Source organism: Lysinibacillus sp. PWR01, from assembly GCF_043359455.1.
GTDB classification, from domain to species: domain Bacteria; phylum Bacillota; class Bacilli; order Bacillales_A; family Planococcaceae; genus Lysinibacillus; species Lysinibacillus fusiformis_F.
Genome location: NZ_JBHERJ010000067.1, coordinates 70576 through 87927 on the forward strand (window position 1 = coordinate 70576; position 17352 = coordinate 87927).

The following is a 17352-nucleotide window of genomic DNA, read 5'->3' on the forward strand; positions in this document are numbered from 1 at the left end:
TTCTCCTACTGCGCTAATTGTTTTTTAAACACATTTAATTTCAATGCAATTTCTTCCATTCGTTTCAAGTTTGCTTCTTTATCTTTTAATAGCATTTCGATTTTTTTTGCATTTACCGTAATTTGCGCTTCGATATCGTCGATGAAATTCGCTGCATACTTTTCTAATAGCAACTCAATTTCTTTAATTTTGCTGTCAATTTCAGATTTGATATCGTTTGCTACTTGTTGCAAAATACGTTCCTGCTCTAGCTGTAAGTTCGAAATTTCTTCATTACGAACAGATGGCGATGAAAAAGTGGAAGTGATTTTTGCATCATATTTACTTTGGTCAACTTCGATATCTTGGATAACAATTTGATTTAACACAATTTCTAAAGCACGCTTAATTTCAGATTCATTAAATTCATTACTTATTAATTCAAAGGCGCCTACTACTTCGTTTGCGACATCCTTTTTCATATTTTGTAAATCAAATAAGCGTTTAAATTCGTTATTAATCATTTCACGAGATCTTGTAATATATTTCCGAATACTTGCGACTACCTCTGTTACTTCAGCTGTATAGTTTGTCGTTGTAATCGTATAAGATTCACGTTTTAAGCCAAGAAATCCTGTTCGTCTTGTACCTGTATCTGATGAAGTAGAAACCGCCACTTTCACACCTGTATGATTATTGATTTCCTTTTCTACATCAATTTTAATATCAACTAGTATACGGCTAGCTTTTAAATAATTTGCTGTAAAAATATCATTCACATTTTTTCGAATAGATTGGAGCTTCGAAGAAATTTTTTCGACTTTATTTTTCAAGCCCGAAACATCGGAATGCTTCATTTCTTGAATATTATCAATCGTTTGTTCTTCCATTTGACGAATTAAACGTAAAAATTCAATATGCTGATCTTGAATAATCGTGGATGAACGTTCAGTAATAATATTGTCTTTTTCTGTTTTTACTTTCGATAAAATTTTCCCTTCTATTGTGTGTACATTTGCAAGCTTCATCAGCTCTTTAGGACTTCGGCTAAAACCCTCAAAACGCTTTTCAAACTGCTTTAAAATATGCTCTTCTGCTTTTGTTAATGGCTCATTATGATAAAGCTTCATTGCACTGCTATACATAAGTCCTGAGGTTGGGTGTGGCGGGAGATTTGCTTGAATTACCTTTACTACAGCTGGAGTATTTTGCTGTGTAATGCTCTCACCAATTGTTGTAGTTGCTTGTTGATTAAGATTAAATAACGTATGTTGCACCGCTGTTTTTAATGGAGCTTTCTTTTGTTTATAATCTAATATTGCCGAGTCAAATTTACTAGCAATTAAATATGCATGGCTAATTGAGTTTTCTGGTAACGAGCGAGTAAGTAAGCCCATTTCTTCCTGTGATAAAAATTGCCCTGCATAGCTTAAAAAGAACACTACATCACAATTCATTAAAAAATCTGAAGTTACAATCGTTCTACTTACGATTGGATCATTCATCCCCGGTGTATCGACAATTTCAATATTTTTTAAACGTTCATTATTTAGCTTAATTACCGAATATTTTACAATAGGTGTAAACTGCCCTTCTGCGCCAACATAATGATTTAATTTTTCAATATATTCATCTTGCTCATCAGCATTGATTTCAATTTTTTGACCAATATATTGTGATACATTTAAATTATTTTTTTCAGCCATTTCAATAAGCTCTTTACAAGCTGAATATTCTTTCGGCACATCATCTTTTTTAAAAACACAAAATTGTTCAAAATCCATCGCATATGCACTTTTTTCCATTTCTTGCTCGTACAGCTCTCTTAAAAATCGGTCTGCTAAATGCGCGTTATGCTGAATAATGTTCCAGTCATTTTCATCGTAAAAAACAATTTCTGCTTCAAATCTGTCACCATAGCTAATTTTCGTAAGTGCCGCAGTCATTGGCGTTGGGGCTTTTGGCAAAATATCTTTACCATCAAAAATTAGAGCATTAATAAATGAAGACTTCCCTGCTTTTACTTCACCAATAATCCCAATTTGCAAATTACGCTTTGATTTCATAATTCCTTCTAAATTATTTTTTAGTTTCAGGTAATTTGTTTGGAATAGTGCAATGCGGTCTTCGCTTAAAAACTTATTGTACTTTCTAAGTTCGTCTGATATATGTTGAATTTTATCGATAAATTGAATAGCTTCTACATTCATACTGTCACCAACTTCTCAACTTTTTGTAATTCATCACGTACTAAATCTAGTGTTGTTTTATATTGTACTAACTTTTTATCATGTTCTATCTGCATGTCATCCTGTTGATTTAACGCTGCTTGTAAAGCTTCTCCTTCAATGGAAATGATTAATCTTAAATTTTCTTCTAGTTCTTCAATCATAACATCTTCCATTTCTGCTAAAGATTCTTGAATTGCTGGACTAAGTTTCTCAATGACTTGTGGAATTACCTCTGATTCAATAGATTGCTTTACTTTGTTGACCTGAGATTGTTTCCCCCCCACACCTAATAGTTTTAAAATTTCAGGAAGGAATAAAATAATAATCTCTAACCAGGGTGCAACAGCTGTTGTTGCAATGGCTAATGCACCTGTTACCGATTTATAAACTTTGTTGAAATTGTCTGTTCCTTCGTTTTTTTGAGAAAAAATCGACTCTACTTTACGAATTTTATCCGTTACGGTGTAAACTATTTCTTCTGTTTTATCTACTAATATTTCTGATAAATTAACATCCCTTAAAAATTCTTCAAAAGAAATATTTGTATATTTCTTTGTATTTTCAAGAAGTACCGGACGTAAAATCGAATTCATACGAATGCTAAATGCATTTGAACCTGATATTGCTGCATTGGCAAGCTCTGTCGAATGAACATATAGTGCATTTTCAACTTCGGCAATAATGCTAGGCAATACTTGTGAGGTCATTCGATTAGTTAACTTCGAACGTTCCTGTTGAAGCTTGTATTCTAACTCACTTTTAGCCTTTTCCCTTTTTTGAATCTCTTCTCTTAAAGCACTATCATCAAAAGCTAAAGATTTAATCGACTGTTCTAACGCTAACTCCAAGAATTGATAAATTTCTTTTATTTTTGGCAATGTAGCTTGTTCAAAAATTTGTTGACTATTTAGTACGTGGATAGTATCCAGTAAACCTTGCTTCGTATCGTTATCATGTTTGCTATATTTTACAACTGGAACATCATATCCAAATAAGTACGATGCTTGCGCTTTAATTTTTTGTTCAATTACTTGCACATCTTCCGCGGCTTTTTTATCTACCTTTGAAAGCACAATAATTAAATTGTGATCGTATTTACGTATTTCTTCAACAAACTCTAAAACCGAGGCTTTCATTCCACCCTCTTCGCAATCAATTACTAGTAAGTACGCATTCCCTCTCTCTACATATTGCAAAATTGCGCGGTTATGCTGTTCAATATTTGAGTTAAAGCCCGGCATATCTACAAATACATAGTCTTCAAATGTTTGTAAAAAATTATTATTTAAATTGTAACGAATATTTAAGCAAACATTCGGATTTACGGATTGAATTTGTTGTTTTTCTACATATTTACGCTCTTTATTTACATCAACTATTTCGTAGCTTTCCACTAGGCTATATTTTAATTCTGTTGCAATGGCCGTTTCAGGTGTTTGCTCTTCAGTTAGTAATTCTTCTTCAAGTAAAAAGTTCATCAAAGCACTTTTTCCAGCACTGAATGACCCAATTGCTAAAATTTTAATTGAAAATTCATCACATATACTTTTTAATTCCTCTATTCGATTGATAATTTCTTGATTAATTTTAATGTCATTACCAATTTCCCCTAAAATATTTAAATGTTGTTGTATAATTGTTTTATCAATCATATTTATCACCTTTTATCGAATTTTTACTTAATTACCATCGAAAATCTTATATTAGAATCTATTTTACATCTTGAAACGGACATAATATGACCCAAAAAGTAATAAAGTGTATTTTTTATATAACTATTATACCATCCGGTGAATAAAACAGCTTTCATTTTCTATATTTATCAAATTTTAAAAATTTGAGGTGATTAGATGTTTGTAGCAATAAATCCAAATGGTGAAAAACAATTTGCCTTCCATGACGATAAAGAACGCCTATATTCTTTAGCTAAAGCCAAAGAATTATACTGTCCACACTGTCAGAAGAACGTTTTCTTTCGTGGCGGAACTAAGAAGATTCATCACTTTTATCATGAACGTCATGTCGAATGTAGTTTTGTTGGGGAGCCTGAAACGCAGGAACATCTCGGTGGTAAACTTGCGATTTATAATTGGTTAAAAGAGAAATATCCAAACGCTTACGTTGCTTTAGAAGAACGTATTGCTAAGACCAATCAAATCGCGGATGTGTATGCGGATTTTGGAAATGGTCATAAGTTTGCTTTTGAAATACAATGTGCGGAACAAACAGCTGAGAAATGGCTAGAACGACGGAAACTTTATGCAATTGCGGAGATCAAAGACATCTGGCTTTTTGGTGCGAATTATTATAAAGAAATAACAGCTAAAGATATCGAGGATGATGAGGTTGTTCTGCGCTTAAAATACCCGCAGCAATTAGTGAATGAAAAGGAACGCAGCGTTTACTTCATTGACGTTGAGAATAACCTTGTAAAACACATTGGCAAATTTTTCGGTATTAGGTATCGAACTGAAACGAGATTTGTTGTAAATCTTCAAGAAATTGCAATACCTGAAATGACAATTGCTAAAATACAATCGCCATGCAAATTCGTTTTATATAACAAACTTTCCTATGAGAAAATTCAACATTATTTAAATGATAGAAAAATTGAAGCTGCTGAACTTTGGAAAGAACGTAAAGTGCAAAGCGCAGCACGTATGCAAATAATTCGTCAAAAACAAGAAAAGCAGAAACGGTTCCACCAATATAAAAGATATTTAAGTAATTTCAATATAGATAAAGTATTACAACGGATGTCGAATCGAGAGCAAGTATTGTTTAGGAGACTCGTGAAGGAATACGGTTTAACAGATACTAATTTCCCTGGCATTTTTAATATCCAAATGGAAAATTATAAATGCATACATACACCCTATCCTTTATGGCAATTACTCGTTTTTCACAAAGCGATCAAACACAATTACAGTAAGAAGCAACTGATTTTCTCGAATTATTTATTTCAAGATATTAAAGATCAGCTTCGATATGATATTAAGGACAGCAAGCTGGTTGCAACATTAATTCATAGCTACCTTGTTCTATTGGAGAAATGCGGATTTTTGTATAAACAAACATTATATCGTAAGTACATACACCCTTTTAAAATTGAAAACAATGTGCTACCGCTAGTAGATCATAAAGAGCTTAATACACATGTTGCTTTATATTTTTCGGAGTTTAATTTATTTGCCATTGGTTGGGGCGATTATTACGATATAGAAATATTTTCCACTGATAAGGTACAAGAACTCTTAGAACAAGATGCCCAATATTACCAAAATCTTGTGCTGCATAACATGGAGTCCCCTTTGCATATTGAAGAAGGTCTAATAAAATGGGTTCAACAAGCTGTAACAGATAAAATAATTGAAACAGAAGCCCACGAGGCAGAATTTATCGAGCATTTAATTGAATTATTACGAGAAGGGAAATTCATTTCACAAGCAATGCATGATACATTCCTGGCATTGATAGAAGAAAAATTTAACTAGCATCAATGTAGTTTTAATCATAAAATTTTTAAATTTTTTTACACGTACGAACAGACATTTTATAATTTACTTAAATTAATAATAACAAGGGAAAACCCCAACTCGTTAGGTGACTTTGAAGTGACCCCTAAAAGTTAGACACGGTTATTTCATTTAGGCTGCTTGGGTAAACTGAGTTCGGTATTGTACCGGACTCAGTTTTAATTTTGCCTTAATTCGTTTCGTGTTGTAATACGTTATATAGTTTTCGAGTTCCAATTTAAAATGCTCAACACTTTCGAACTCCTTTAAATAAAGGAATTCCGATTTCAAAATCCCAAAGAAATTCTCCATTACCGAGTTGTCATAACAGTTGCCTTTACGTGACATACTTTGCACAATGCCTTTTGATGCAAGTGCGTGACGGTATTGCTTCATTTGATAATGCCAGCCTTGATCGGAATGCATCAGTAATTGGCATTCCTCTGGTAACTTCTCTAATGCTTTCTCTACCATTTCTGAAACAAGTGAATACGTTGGTCGATAACCAATTGTGTAAGTAATAATCTCTCCGTTAAATAAGTCTAGAACAGGAGATAAATAGAGTTTTTCACCAAACATTTTAAACTCTGAAATATCTGTTACCCACTTTTCATTAGGGGCTTCAGCTGTAAAATTTCGGTCTAAAATATTCGGTGCGATTTTACCGACTGTCCCTTTATATGATTTATACTTTTTCCTTCTGACTACGCACTTTAAATTAAGTGTTTTCATGATACGTTGTACCTTCTTATGATTCACTCTTCGTCCACGATTTGTGAGTTCATCACGAATGCGAAGGTATCCGTAACGGCCTTCATGGTCGTTATAGATAGATTGAATTTCGGCCTTTAAGTCGGTATCTGGATAAGTTAACTTCATCACTACTGCTGTTTATTCGATGGATATTAGTAATAACAATATCTGCTTCTTTTAGCTTTCGAATAGCAATACTTCTTTCCTGTTCACTACCCTTTTTAAAACCTTGATATAGTAAAGCTTTCGGAAGTCGATCTGACTTTAAAACAACGTTATATTTATACAAAAATGAATTTTGAGGATTAAACACTGTATCAAATTCATCAAAAACCGTTCTTCTAACAACTTTTCCTGGAGTGATTAATAGTACTTTTCCTTTACAATTAGCAAAAGGTAGAATAGACATTAAACCAGTTTTACCAGATCCAGTAGGCATAACAACTAACACTTCTCTTTTTTTAAATTCTGGAAATTGTTCGTAATAATTTTGAACGGCCTGATATGCATCAATTTGAGCTTGATATAGTTTGCTATTTTCTATAATGTTTGCGTAAGTAGAATTAAAAATTACCATAATATACCTCTTTGTTAATTCTATAATACCATATTTATACCTTTAGATATTATATTGTTTTAAAATCCCCAACCTTTCTGTTTTACAATAACGAACAAAGGTTTTATATAATCTTAGATTAATAAATAGCAATGGAAAACCCCCAACTCATGAAGTGACTCACACTGTCACTTTATTAGAGTTGGGGGTTTTTTGCCTTGAGTAAATTAGTATTAATAAAACGTTAAACAATCAATAAAATGACTGCTTAACGTCCAATTATTAAAAATAGATTTTAGTAACAGTAGCTTTTCCTCGAATTACATCTTCTTTTGCTTTCGCTTGACGAACAGTTTCTTCTAACCCTTCAATGTCAGTCGAAGTAGCATCGCCAGCGAGTTGCAAATCAAAGCTAACGAAATTTGAAGAGTAGCCCTTAGCCTTCACTAACTCTTTTAATTCAGTTAAAAAATCGAGATTAATAGCATCGTGTGCAGAGTTGCGTTCTTTCGTGCTATCTTCTTGCGCCTCAACAATTGTACCTAACTGAATTGTAATTTGACCTTTGTACCATTTATGCATTTTATAAGACCTCTTTCATTTTAGAATCAAGTTTTAATCCATCCAGAAAGCCAACTAGATAAATTTGCTGCAGAATATTATGCTGATACTCAAACACTAAATCATGAATTTTTTCTGTAAATTCATCCTTTGCCTCTTTATTCAAGGATAAATTAGATTGATTTAGCAATTTATCGATACTCTGCGATAAACCTTCTTTTTTTACATTTGAACTAATTTCATACAATACTCCATCAACGCGTTGATTCAAAAATTGTTGCATTGCTGCATTAAAATTATCGATAATAGCCATCTCCTTTTATGCAGTTTTTTAGAATTCTCAATAATAGTATAAAACATTAAATATTGATTGTAAAACGGAATAATTGTACGCTTAAATTGACTAATTAACTGGAGTTGATAGGACGATGAATGCTGTCTCAATCGGACGTACAATAAGAAGTTTACGAAAACAAAACAATATGAGTATGCAAGAATTAGGCGATAAGGTTGCACTATCTCAGGCCTCAATCTCTAGACTAGAAAGTGGTGTCACTGATATAAACTTTGCACAACTATCAAATGTATGTGAAGTATTTGAACTTACACTAACTGAATTTTTTGCTATGGTCGAAAAGCAAATGGACTTAAAATTAGATGTCTCTCCTGTAGAAGTTAAAACAATCGACGACAAATTAATTGATATCATCCAACAGTTATCAGATGATCAAAAAAAGGGCCTGTATGTTTTACTACAACCATATGTAAAATGAAAAAATCGCTACTTAGAATCTAAGTGGCGATTTTTACGTTTTAAAGATAATACCTGAAATGTTTTTGTTTCAAAATACTAAATTTACTACTAAAAAAGCAAAAATTGAATACGCGAAATATACTCAAAGCCGAACTATTTAAAAAAATCATTATTTACTCTAAAGACTGTCTAATATTAGAATGACAAAATGGAAGGGCAGCGTTAGAAATTGAGCTTATTCCTTTACATGCTGTATATAGAGTTAAAACTTTATTTACTATAAGTAAAACCAAATGTTTGCCTTTAGGAGAGACTCTTAATAGTTACCAATAGTGGTTACCATTACTGGCTCTTTTATAGTAACCAATAGTTTCAATTGATAATATTAAACATATTGCAACTTGACTAAACTGGTCATCCCCCCTTTATAGAAGGGATTCTGAATAGTCACCAATAATGGTTACTATAGCATTTTTTATAGTAACTATTATTAGTTATCATATTGGCAAATAAGTACTTTCAATATTATCTATTTGATATCATTTAGGATTTCAAATGAAGCGGTTTCTCTAATTATTAGGGATCTAGCTATCTGTTATGATGTAAATGGCATTACCAATATTTCCCTAACATATTAAATGATAGAAGGCTATAGCGATTTTTAATAGTGGCAAAAGTTAATTATCCATCTCTTCATAAATTGAATAACTCAAATTTATATAATCATCTACCGTTGTTCCTTCTTCTGGATTTTTTAATGCCCATCCAAACTTCTGATATTCTTTGCCTTCATCCGCAAAAATCGAGCCACATTTACAGTACCTAAAATCATAATTATTCTTAGATTCAATTATGTCATTACATTTTTTTCAACGTACTTTATTGCGAATGATTATTTTCATTAATTAAGCCTCCATATTTTAATTTTTTATAAATTTCTAATTTCTTTAATCTATTCAACCATCGTTTCATACACTTAAGGGGGTATAGCTAAGTATACCCCTTTAAGTGTATGAACGACTTCATAACCCCAAACCTATATAAGGCCTTTATACGTCTATGTTTCATACGTGCAATTACAAGGCTTCCGAGCAGACAAATATCTCTGGAAAACCCCTATAATGATCAAAAAAATATATAAGTCACATCACTTTTATGGGGACTATTTTGTAATATTTTTAGCTTTAATTCAGAGTCTTTTAGTGACTCAAATACCTAAGGATTAAAGGTATTCTATTTCTCAAAGGCACTTACAATTTAGGCATTTATTATTTTATTTACTTTCACACTCTTCTTTAACTACAATAATATAAACCACCTTTTTAGCAAATGCTATCAACTTTTATTCCAAGTCTCTTATAAAGTGAATGTTCATCCCCTAACACATCCTGCGACATTTCTTGTTGGTGCTGTTTTGATAAAAACGAAGTAAGTAAGGATTAATGGCATGTTTGGCTAATAGTGGTTACAAAGAATACAACGGTCCTAGCAGCACTGAAAAAAAGCTAATCTCTACACTCCGGATTACAGAATGACTAAACTACCAAACAACTCCTCCAACTTATCTATAACTCAATGTTTGCAATAGAACGATCTCTTTTTAAATTCAAGAACAGAAAAAAAATTCTATTCAAAGTACTTCGGATTACCTAAAAAAGGTACTTTACAGTTATTTAGAACCATTTTACTGATTCCACCCCGTTTCCTTCTTGAATAAGGACTTAATAACTATTATCATTTCATTATTATTAATTACTTTAGAAAAAGAGGTCTATATAATGAATGATGACATCTTCTTAATATTGTTATCAACAGATTTTAAAGACATAAAGTCCATTACTCATCTAGCTCATAAGTTACCTTTTAAAGGCGAGTATATAAGTATGGAAGATTTTTTTCCTTTGCTTTATAAACTACTTCCTCGAGAAGATCTGAAAAATATCACAGATAAACTTACAGTTGAAAACTTTATTTTTGTGTCTTTTAATAACGCAGGATTCCTAAATAGTCTAACTAATGAAATTAAAATGTTATTAGATGACTTAAAAAAGAAAAGTACATCTGGAAATGCTATAAACCGAATTTATAGCTTGATTAACTCAGAGATTTCTGTTGTTAATCCTGAACTACAAATTGTACCAACTCTTACAGATGCTTCACCTATACTTACTTTTAAATTTAATACCGTACGAGAATATCTCTTTTTTATTACCGCTAAATACATCCACATGAAAAAAGAATATTACATTTGTAGTTTCTGTAGAGAGCCTATTTTTAATGTTACACCAAAACAAAAAAGTAATTTAAGCAATCATAGAACCATTCTCCATCCTCACTGCCGAGATGAATATAAAAAACAAAAAGATCGTGAAAGAAAAAGAAAAGCTTCAGAAAAACAAAAACTAATTTTGAACATATAGGATTCTATAACTATGCTAACTAAAAAACCCATTCAGGCTGATATAAATACAGTCATTCTTAATCCCAAAAACCCAAAAAAGGACCCTAATTTCAAATCAAAAGAAATGAAACAAAATTCTTAAGACTAAAACGATCTTTTTGTTTAATAATATTCATCTCAAAAGACTGAAGAAAAAGAAAAGCATCAAAAAACAAAAACTAATTTTGAACATATAGGAGTCTATAACTATGCTAACTAACAAACTCATTTGGGCTGATATAAATAGAGTCATTCCTAATCCCAAAAACCCTAGAAAGGACCCTAATTTCAAATCAAAAGAAATGAAACATATTCTTAAGACTAAAGGGTTTGAAGAAGCTATCGTTGCTTATAAATCTGGTCCTTTTTACTGCATACTCAGTGGTCACAGAAGATGGCAAGCGAGTCAGTCTCTTGGATTGAAAGAAATCCCTATTTATTTAGTTCCAGAACCTAAAAACACCTTGGAAGAATTAGAAAGATTGGGATCAATTCAAGGTAATCAAACTGATTGGAGTCCATATGAATGGATTACGCACACTATAAATTTATTTGAAAATGATTTAAATTCTAAAATCGAAAATATTGCAATTAAATTAAGTGAGTCTATTCCCACAATAAAAAAACGCATTGCTGTGGGTAAGTTTTACGAGAGAAACGAAATTGAAGTTCAGTTAAACAATAATACCTACTCTGTAAATATGTTAGATACCATTCGTCTATGGTGTATGAGAGTAAAAAAATTCCATCCCGACTTGTACCATGATTTAGGCGAAAAATATATTAAAGAGATAATGCTTAGAAAATTTGAAAACAAGTGTCTACACAGTGAAATTTTAAAGGGCAATTATATAGAAAAGGCTACCCAAAATGAGTTAATGACTTTTCTCTTTGACCCAAACAAGAAAATATCTACTTTTATACAAGAAGTAAATTTATTAAATAACACAACTAAAAATTATGATGTCAAAACAAATGTATCCATCATAAAAAAGGCAACAAAAAACATTACTGGTATTAAATACAACAGAAAAAATGAAGCATCAAAAATACTAGAAGAAATCAGGAACTTAGAGAATCAAGTTGAAACCTTATTAAAAAAATTAAATTCTAATTAATAACAGTTAGGAGTAATCAAATGACACGTTTACATTTAAAATATATCCCTATAGAACAAATAAAACCCAACCCTTTAAACCCCCGCAAAGACTATAAAATTGACTCTGAAAAATTACAACGTATTCTTGAAAATCGTGGATGGGAAACTGCTATCACTTGCTATCCGAAAGATGGAAAATATATTATTTTATCTGGTCATCGTAGACATTATGCAGCTAACCAAATTGGAATGAAGCAAATACCAGTATATGTTGTTTCTCCTCCTGAGAGTATTGATGAAGAATTAGATAGACTTTCTTCAGCTCAAAGAGGTAAGGAGGATTGGACTACCTATGAATGGGGTAAATATATTTTTGACCTTTCTAATAATAGTACAGAAAATTGGACTATGAAAGAACTTGCATATAAAACGGACAAAGGAGTGAAAGTTGTACGAGAAGCTTTAAAAGTTTTTAATTATTATCCTCATATGGATATTGAAGAAAAACTTCAGAAAAAGAATCTTTCCATTACTATATTAGCTAGAATAGTAGATTTTATTGGGCAACTAAAACAACATCACCCTGATATTGTAGAGGAACTTTCTGAACAAATGATTCGTGATAGTCTAGTTAATAAAGCTGAACATAAAAGAATTACTTCCAATCATTTGAGATCAGACAAATTGTTAGAAAATGCTCCTAAATCCGTTCTAAAAACATTTTTTAGAACACCTAAAATGAATTATATGGAAGTATATTCTTTGATTGAAGAAGATGAAATACTCATCGATTCAAAAATTAAAAGAGAGATTAAAACATTACAAAAAAGAACTACCGAAATTTCTCAAATGGACACTAATAATACTGAAGACTCCATTAAATTGTTTAAAGAGCTAGAATCACTAGACATTTTTATTAAGTTAAAAAAAGAAGAACTTGAAGAATACTTAAATAAATAACTATATTTGTACATATGCCAAATTTTTAAAGGCATATGTACTTTTAGTCAACCCTTTAATATATCCTACTTCCTTCGTAACAATTACTGGAGGCCCGAACTGATGAATGGGTAATTAGGTTATCTTCTTACACTTAATTTGCTTGTTTGCTTGCAGCATATTCTCTTCTTATATATATTTCTTTATACTAGAGTAACACTTATTTAAGCCATCCCTATATCCTTTACTAACCTTAAATCTCAATCTTTGTAAACTCCATTCCCTTCACTTTCAGCTGATTAAATAAATTCGCTAATGCCGTCTCGCCGACATTGCGGTACTTGCCTAATAGGACTAGCTCTTTCGGAAAATCCTTAACATGTAAGAAACCTTGCTCTTGTAACGAGTTAAGCAAGCTTGTTTGCCCTGGAAAGTTGTCCTTCGTTAACGCAACATTTCCTAATGCTTCTGTTAAAATAACAAAATCTGATTTGTAAAATAACAAGACTTCCCCGCGATATTGCTCCATCAATATTTTGCGTTTTTGTTCTTCTTCAACGAATAATCGTAATTCTTCAAAGAAGCATTCATCATTGGCTTCTTTAAAACGCTTTACATGCTGGTGCATACCTACTAATTGATATGGCAGTTCACTCATAATACGTGCTTGCTGTTCGCCATTCAAACGAATTAAAAACATTGTAGATTTTGGGAAACGCTGTGGCAATAAAAATGCATCTCGTAAAAAATCAGGTATCTCAACAAATTGATCTTTATAGTAAATTCTACGACTAACCTTTTGCTCGGTTACAACATTTACTGGCATCGGCTCTTTTTGCACAAACGTCTGCATTAATGCTTCAATATGTTCAATTAAATACTCACTATCAGCCGAGCTTTTCTCAGGAACAGGCTCGATATACTCTGGCACCTCAATATCTGGTGAAGCATATGTTTCGATAAACCATGTCAAAATCAAATGCTGATACTCCCAACAAGTTAATGCTTCTCGAATTAACATTTTGCGCGTACCATCATGACTTGCTGTATTTCCTTGGCGACGAACGAAGTGAATCGCATTATCCGTTGTTGGGGTAACAATGCCTTCATTTTTTAACTTCATTTGTAATTCACCGAAATTGAATTCGCTATGCTCAAGCCCTTCCAATTGTGCAACTTGACGAACTAAGGTTTCCGCCATTGTTCGTGTTGTTTGCATCGCTGCTCTAGGTGAAACAAAAATGAGCTTTTCGATATCTTGCGTTAGCTCAGCTAAACTTGGATTAATTCCGAATAAAATCTCTTGTAATTTTTGCGACACTATTTCACACCTACCGACTTAATTTTTTCAATCAAATATGGAATTTTTTCTTTATACTTATCTTTGTTTGCTAAGCGTAAAGAGTACTCTAGCTTTTTCAAATGATACATTGCTTCTTTGGGTAACTCTTCTATAATTAGGCCTTGTTCATATAGTAGTAAACTCATTTCCACTTCAGACGAATATAATTTAATTTCTTCAAAAACACTTCCGGTCCATTTGTAGGCACGTACTATAAAATCATAGTCTCTGTAGTGACCTTGAATAATGTGACCGTCTTTTCCGATTAATTCTGCCTCAGGTGGTTCATTGTTTTTTGCACTTTTTTCTTCAAAAAAACGATACTGCATATCTGTTAAATATTCATACTTTAACGTAGCATTTGTATCCACATCTTTACTTTTCACAATCGCAAATATTACTTCTATATTAGAATTAATATCCTTTGCTACTCGAAGATCTCCAACACTCGGATCTGCCCATTCATCAAATATTTCATCATATGGATGGCTATGATAATAAGCAACAAAGTCACTTGTTGTCACAAGCTTTCTCGCTTCCTTCACAATATCATTCACTTGCTCATTTGCCTTTACACTTGAAGCTGTTTTATTCAGTACATTCGCAACTGGAAATGTATACTCACCAACTGCATTTCTATCTTGTTCACCAAATATTAAACCAAAGCATTCCTTTTGCTGACCGCGCTTTGGATAATGGCTGATACAGTCAAGTAGCATGGTTGTTAATGTATTGTTGATTAGTTCTAAGTGCATAAAAAATCCCCCCATATCTTTAAAATGAAAGCGTACCAGAATAAAAATATGGTACGCTTACTAATTGTTATACTAGATTTAATAAGGCTTTTAACTCTTCAAACTCTTCCTCTGACAGCGTAACACCTTTTCCCATCCTCTTAAGTTTAGCAACATTCATGGATGTCGTGCTTCGGTATTCTTCAATTCCAACTAATGAAACTCTCCCCTATCTGCCAATTTTTCACTAAATGTTATAGGGGCGTTACTCTTCATCAACTAAAATAAACATCGCAAAATAATTCAAATGTTGCTGTGAAAAAACGATTGAATCTGCTTCTTCGTTAATTTCGCATGGGATATCATAGTAATCACCGTTATATAATTCTATTTCTTGCGTGGCTGTTTCTTATTAAAAAGGCCTTAGCTTCTTCAATAAAAGATGTTAAATCTAATTGTTGTCCATGCTTCATAAGTGCATGACAGTTCGGGCAAAGACCTAAAATGTTGAATAGTCGATTATGCCTCGCATGGCCTTCCTTGTATTATATTAAACTATATACTTCAATATAATAGTGATTAGGTCCAATAATTAAACGGGTAGCACAAACTTGACAACGACCTACAATATCGTAGTACCATTTTTTATTTTGTCAAATACATCATTGCAGGTGTTAACAAACCTATATAGAATTTAAAATATTGTGTAAACAGAAATTCCTATTATCAAATATATTCCAATAGGTAAAAAGATTAATGTCAATGCATGAGTATTATTGTGCCAATGGAGTCTTCCATATTGAAATTTTTTTAATATATAGAAGTAAATAAAGAAAACTAAGGAACCCAATCCAAAATATAAAAACTCAGGTGTTCCATATTCAGAATGTATATTTCCTAAATAATCTTTTGTTTTTTCACCCATTAACTCTTGCATGAGCATAAAAACTGTAAATAGTTGAGCAATACCTATAAATAAAAAGGCATAAAAATAAATTTTTTCTAAAAGGTTTTTGAAATTCGCAGGTGGGTTATTTAACTGACATTCAATAAAAAAAGTATAGTCCTTATCAAAACTATGATATTTTTGATTTTGAGTTAATAATTTTTCTAAATACTTTTCTGGAGCAATCAAACCTTTTTCTTTAATCCATTTTTCAGCACCTTGAATATTTTGGCCATATTTAGAACCATAGTAGTCATAATATTCATACCTTAATGTAATAACATCTTTACAAATGTATTTTGAATCAACAATAATTTTACTTTCTTTTAAATCAAACTTTGCATCACCATATGTATCAGTAATCGTATAGTAAAAGTGATTTCCATGTTCAATTATTTCTCGTTCAATATTGTCAATCCATGCTGCTTTTTTCTTTAAACGCCTTTTTTTACTCAAAATTTATATTTCCCCTTCCAAAATAATATTTAATAAATTTCATAAATACTATCTTTCAGTCGATTTAAATAATAGAGCATGTCTTCACCATATATATCTTCTAGTAAAGTAAATTTATTTAAAGGGAAAATATTCATATTCTTAACTAATGAAGTAGGAATGGTTTTTACATAGTTAAGCAGGTCGGTCGTGGAGTTGAATGTTTTGATGTGTATATAACCAATTCCATAAGTACGCATTAAATCAAAGTCAAAATGTTTCCCTTGACTAACACAGATTGGTTGGATATTAGGATTACAATTAAATAATACAGATAGTCCAATTTGATCTACGTCGTATAAATTACTTATATCAATTTTCCCAGTACCATTAATATAATTTCTTATCGTATCAAAGTTGATTACATATTTTTCTTTTTCATTTTGCGTTAATAAATATAATTCATTGTTTTTCATTGGATTATAACTTGAAACATGCTTTTCAACGTACTCGTATGGCGTAATAAATTCATCTAAAAAATAGCCACCTCCTAAAAAATATAGCTTTATATTTCTGCTTATATGAGATAAATGCCCTTCTTTTGCTTGACTCATAATTAATAACTCCCTTTCAATTACGATAAGATTTTTAAAATGATAGGCCCTTGGCTTGGGACACCACGACATACCCAGTTTTAAGAGTTTGATTGACTCGGTTTTCCATCAGAATGTTTTATGATTTGTACGTATGTTTCACCTATATGAAGCACAGATTTCGCTGTTAATAATTGCTTCATCAAACTATTTAAACATACTGACCTAGGTCAGTATGCTAAAATAGTATATATCACAGATTATTCATTAATAATTTTAACGCTTTAAACTCTTCCTCTGACAACGTAACACCCTTCCCCATCTTCTCACGATTTGGCGCCCATTCACGGATGTCGTATTTCGGTGCATTGCTATTCCAACTAATACGGTTTAGTTCTTTCTTCCAACCCTTCGCTGATTCTGAAAGTACTCCGATATGTTCTACAACTTCGTATTTGATTTCTGCCATTGTTTT

General features: G+C 31.8%; 15 protein-coding genes and 2 pseudogenes. 5 read left to right on the top strand and 12 right to left on the bottom strand.

Going from position 1 to position 17352, the window contains the following annotated elements; translation table 11 throughout:
- Positions 1-5: 5 nt before the first annotated feature.
- A complete protein-coding gene (locus ACEVFT_RS13640) occupies positions 6-2189 on the bottom strand; it encodes a dynamin family protein (RefSeq protein WP_393950324.1) in 2184 nt (727 codons plus the stop codon).
- Positions 2186-3862, bottom strand: a complete 1677-nt coding sequence (locus tag ACEVFT_RS13645) for a dynamin family protein (protein WP_393950325.1) — start codon at positions 3860-3862, stop codon at positions 2186-2188. Before ACEVFT_RS13645 ends, ACEVFT_RS13640 begins: the two co-directional genes overlap by 4 nt.
- 198 nt (positions 3863-4060) lie before the next feature.
- Between ACEVFT_RS13645 and ACEVFT_RS13650 the strand changes: the two genes are divergently transcribed.
- The gene (locus ACEVFT_RS13650; protein WP_393950327.1) at positions 4061-5704 is read left to right on the top strand and encodes a competence protein CoiA; all 1644 of its coding nucleotides are present in this window, start codon (positions 4061-4063) and stop codon (positions 5702-5704) included.
- Between the two features lie 153 nt (positions 5705-5857).
- On the opposite strand, the pseudogene ACEVFT_RS13655 reads toward ACEVFT_RS13650, so the two are convergent.
- The 4 genes and pseudogenes from ACEVFT_RS13655 to ACEVFT_RS13670 form a co-directional block, all read right to left on the bottom strand.
- A pseudogene (locus ACEVFT_RS13655) lies at positions 5858-6586 on the bottom strand (IS3 family transposase); the annotation flags it as partial.
- Positions 6549-7055, bottom strand: coding sequence for a DEAD/DEAH box helicase family protein (locus ACEVFT_RS13660; RefSeq protein WP_393950329.1), 507 nt, complete (start codon positions 7053-7055; stop codon positions 6549-6551). The gene ACEVFT_RS13660 and the pseudogene ACEVFT_RS13655, both read right to left, overlap by 38 nt.
- A 261-nt stretch (positions 7056-7316) precedes the next feature.
- Positions 7317-7616, bottom strand: a complete 300-nt coding sequence (locus ACEVFT_RS13665; RefSeq protein ID WP_048390948.1) for a hypothetical protein — start codon at positions 7614-7616, stop codon at positions 7317-7319.
- Between the two features lies 1 nt (position 7617).
- The gene (locus ACEVFT_RS13670) at positions 7618-7908 is read right to left on the bottom strand and encodes a hypothetical protein (protein WP_066037122.1); all 291 of its coding nucleotides are present in this window, start codon (positions 7906-7908) and stop codon (positions 7618-7620) included.
- A gap of 115 nt (positions 7909-8023) precedes the next feature.
- Between ACEVFT_RS13670 and ACEVFT_RS13675 the strand changes: the two genes are divergently transcribed.
- Complete coding sequence (locus ACEVFT_RS13675) at positions 8024-8368, top strand: helix-turn-helix domain-containing protein (protein WP_048390943.1); 345 nt, start codon at positions 8024-8026, stop codon at positions 8366-8368.
- Positions 8369-9026: 658 nt separating this feature from the next.
- Here the strand turns inward: ACEVFT_RS13675 and ACEVFT_RS24760 are convergent.
- Positions 9027-9206, bottom strand: a pseudogene (locus ACEVFT_RS24760) (DUF7695 domain-containing protein); the annotation flags it as partial.
- A 921-nt stretch (positions 9207-10127) separates the two neighbouring features.
- Here ACEVFT_RS24760 and ACEVFT_RS13680 point away from each other — a divergent pair.
- The 3 genes from ACEVFT_RS13680 (at position 10128) to ACEVFT_RS13690 (ending at position 12848) form a co-directional block, all read left to right on the top strand.
- The gene (locus ACEVFT_RS13680; protein WP_269897754.1) at positions 10128-10769 is read left to right on the top strand and encodes a hypothetical protein; all 642 of its coding nucleotides are present in this window, start codon (positions 10128-10130) and stop codon (positions 10767-10769) included.
- A 229-nt stretch (positions 10770-10998) separates the two neighbouring features.
- Entirely contained in the window at positions 10999-11907 is a 909-nt protein-coding gene (locus tag ACEVFT_RS13685) for a ParB/RepB/Spo0J family partition protein (RefSeq protein ID WP_393950333.1), read from the top strand.
- Between the two features lie 20 nt (positions 11908-11927).
- A complete protein-coding gene (locus ACEVFT_RS13690) occupies positions 11928-12848 on the top strand; it encodes a ParB/RepB/Spo0J family partition protein (protein ID WP_393950335.1) in 921 nt (306 codons plus the stop codon).
- A 232-nt stretch (positions 12849-13080) separates the two neighbouring features.
- On the opposite strand, the gene ACEVFT_RS13695 is transcribed toward ACEVFT_RS13690, so the two are convergent.
- The 5 genes from ACEVFT_RS13695 to ACEVFT_RS13715 all read right to left on the bottom strand — a co-directional run bounded on the left by ACEVFT_RS13695 (position 13081) and on the right by ACEVFT_RS13715 (position 17346).
- Positions 13081-14148 (bottom strand): DUF4145 domain-containing protein, encoded by a 1068-nt coding sequence (locus ACEVFT_RS13695; protein WP_393950337.1) that lies wholly within the window; start codon positions 14146-14148, stop codon positions 13081-13083.
- Positions 14148-14924, bottom strand: coding sequence for an MPN domain-containing protein (locus tag ACEVFT_RS13700; RefSeq protein ID WP_393950339.1), 777 nt, complete (start codon positions 14922-14924; stop codon positions 14148-14150). The genes ACEVFT_RS13695 and ACEVFT_RS13700 overlap by 1 nt, the downstream gene beginning before the upstream one ends.
- A 673-nt stretch (positions 14925-15597) precedes the next feature.
- A complete protein-coding gene (locus ACEVFT_RS13705; protein WP_393950341.1) occupies positions 15598-16305 on the bottom strand; it encodes a hypothetical protein in 708 nt (235 codons plus the stop codon).
- Positions 16306-16334: 29 nt separating this feature from the next.
- Entirely contained in the window at positions 16335-16898 is a 564-nt protein-coding gene (locus ACEVFT_RS13710; RefSeq protein ID WP_393950342.1) for a hypothetical protein, read from the bottom strand.
- Between the two features lie 232 nt (positions 16899-17130).
- Positions 17131-17346, bottom strand: a complete 216-nt coding sequence (locus ACEVFT_RS13715; protein ID WP_393950344.1) for a YdbC family protein — start codon at positions 17344-17346, stop codon at positions 17131-17133.
- Positions 17347-17352: the final 6 nt, after the last annotated feature.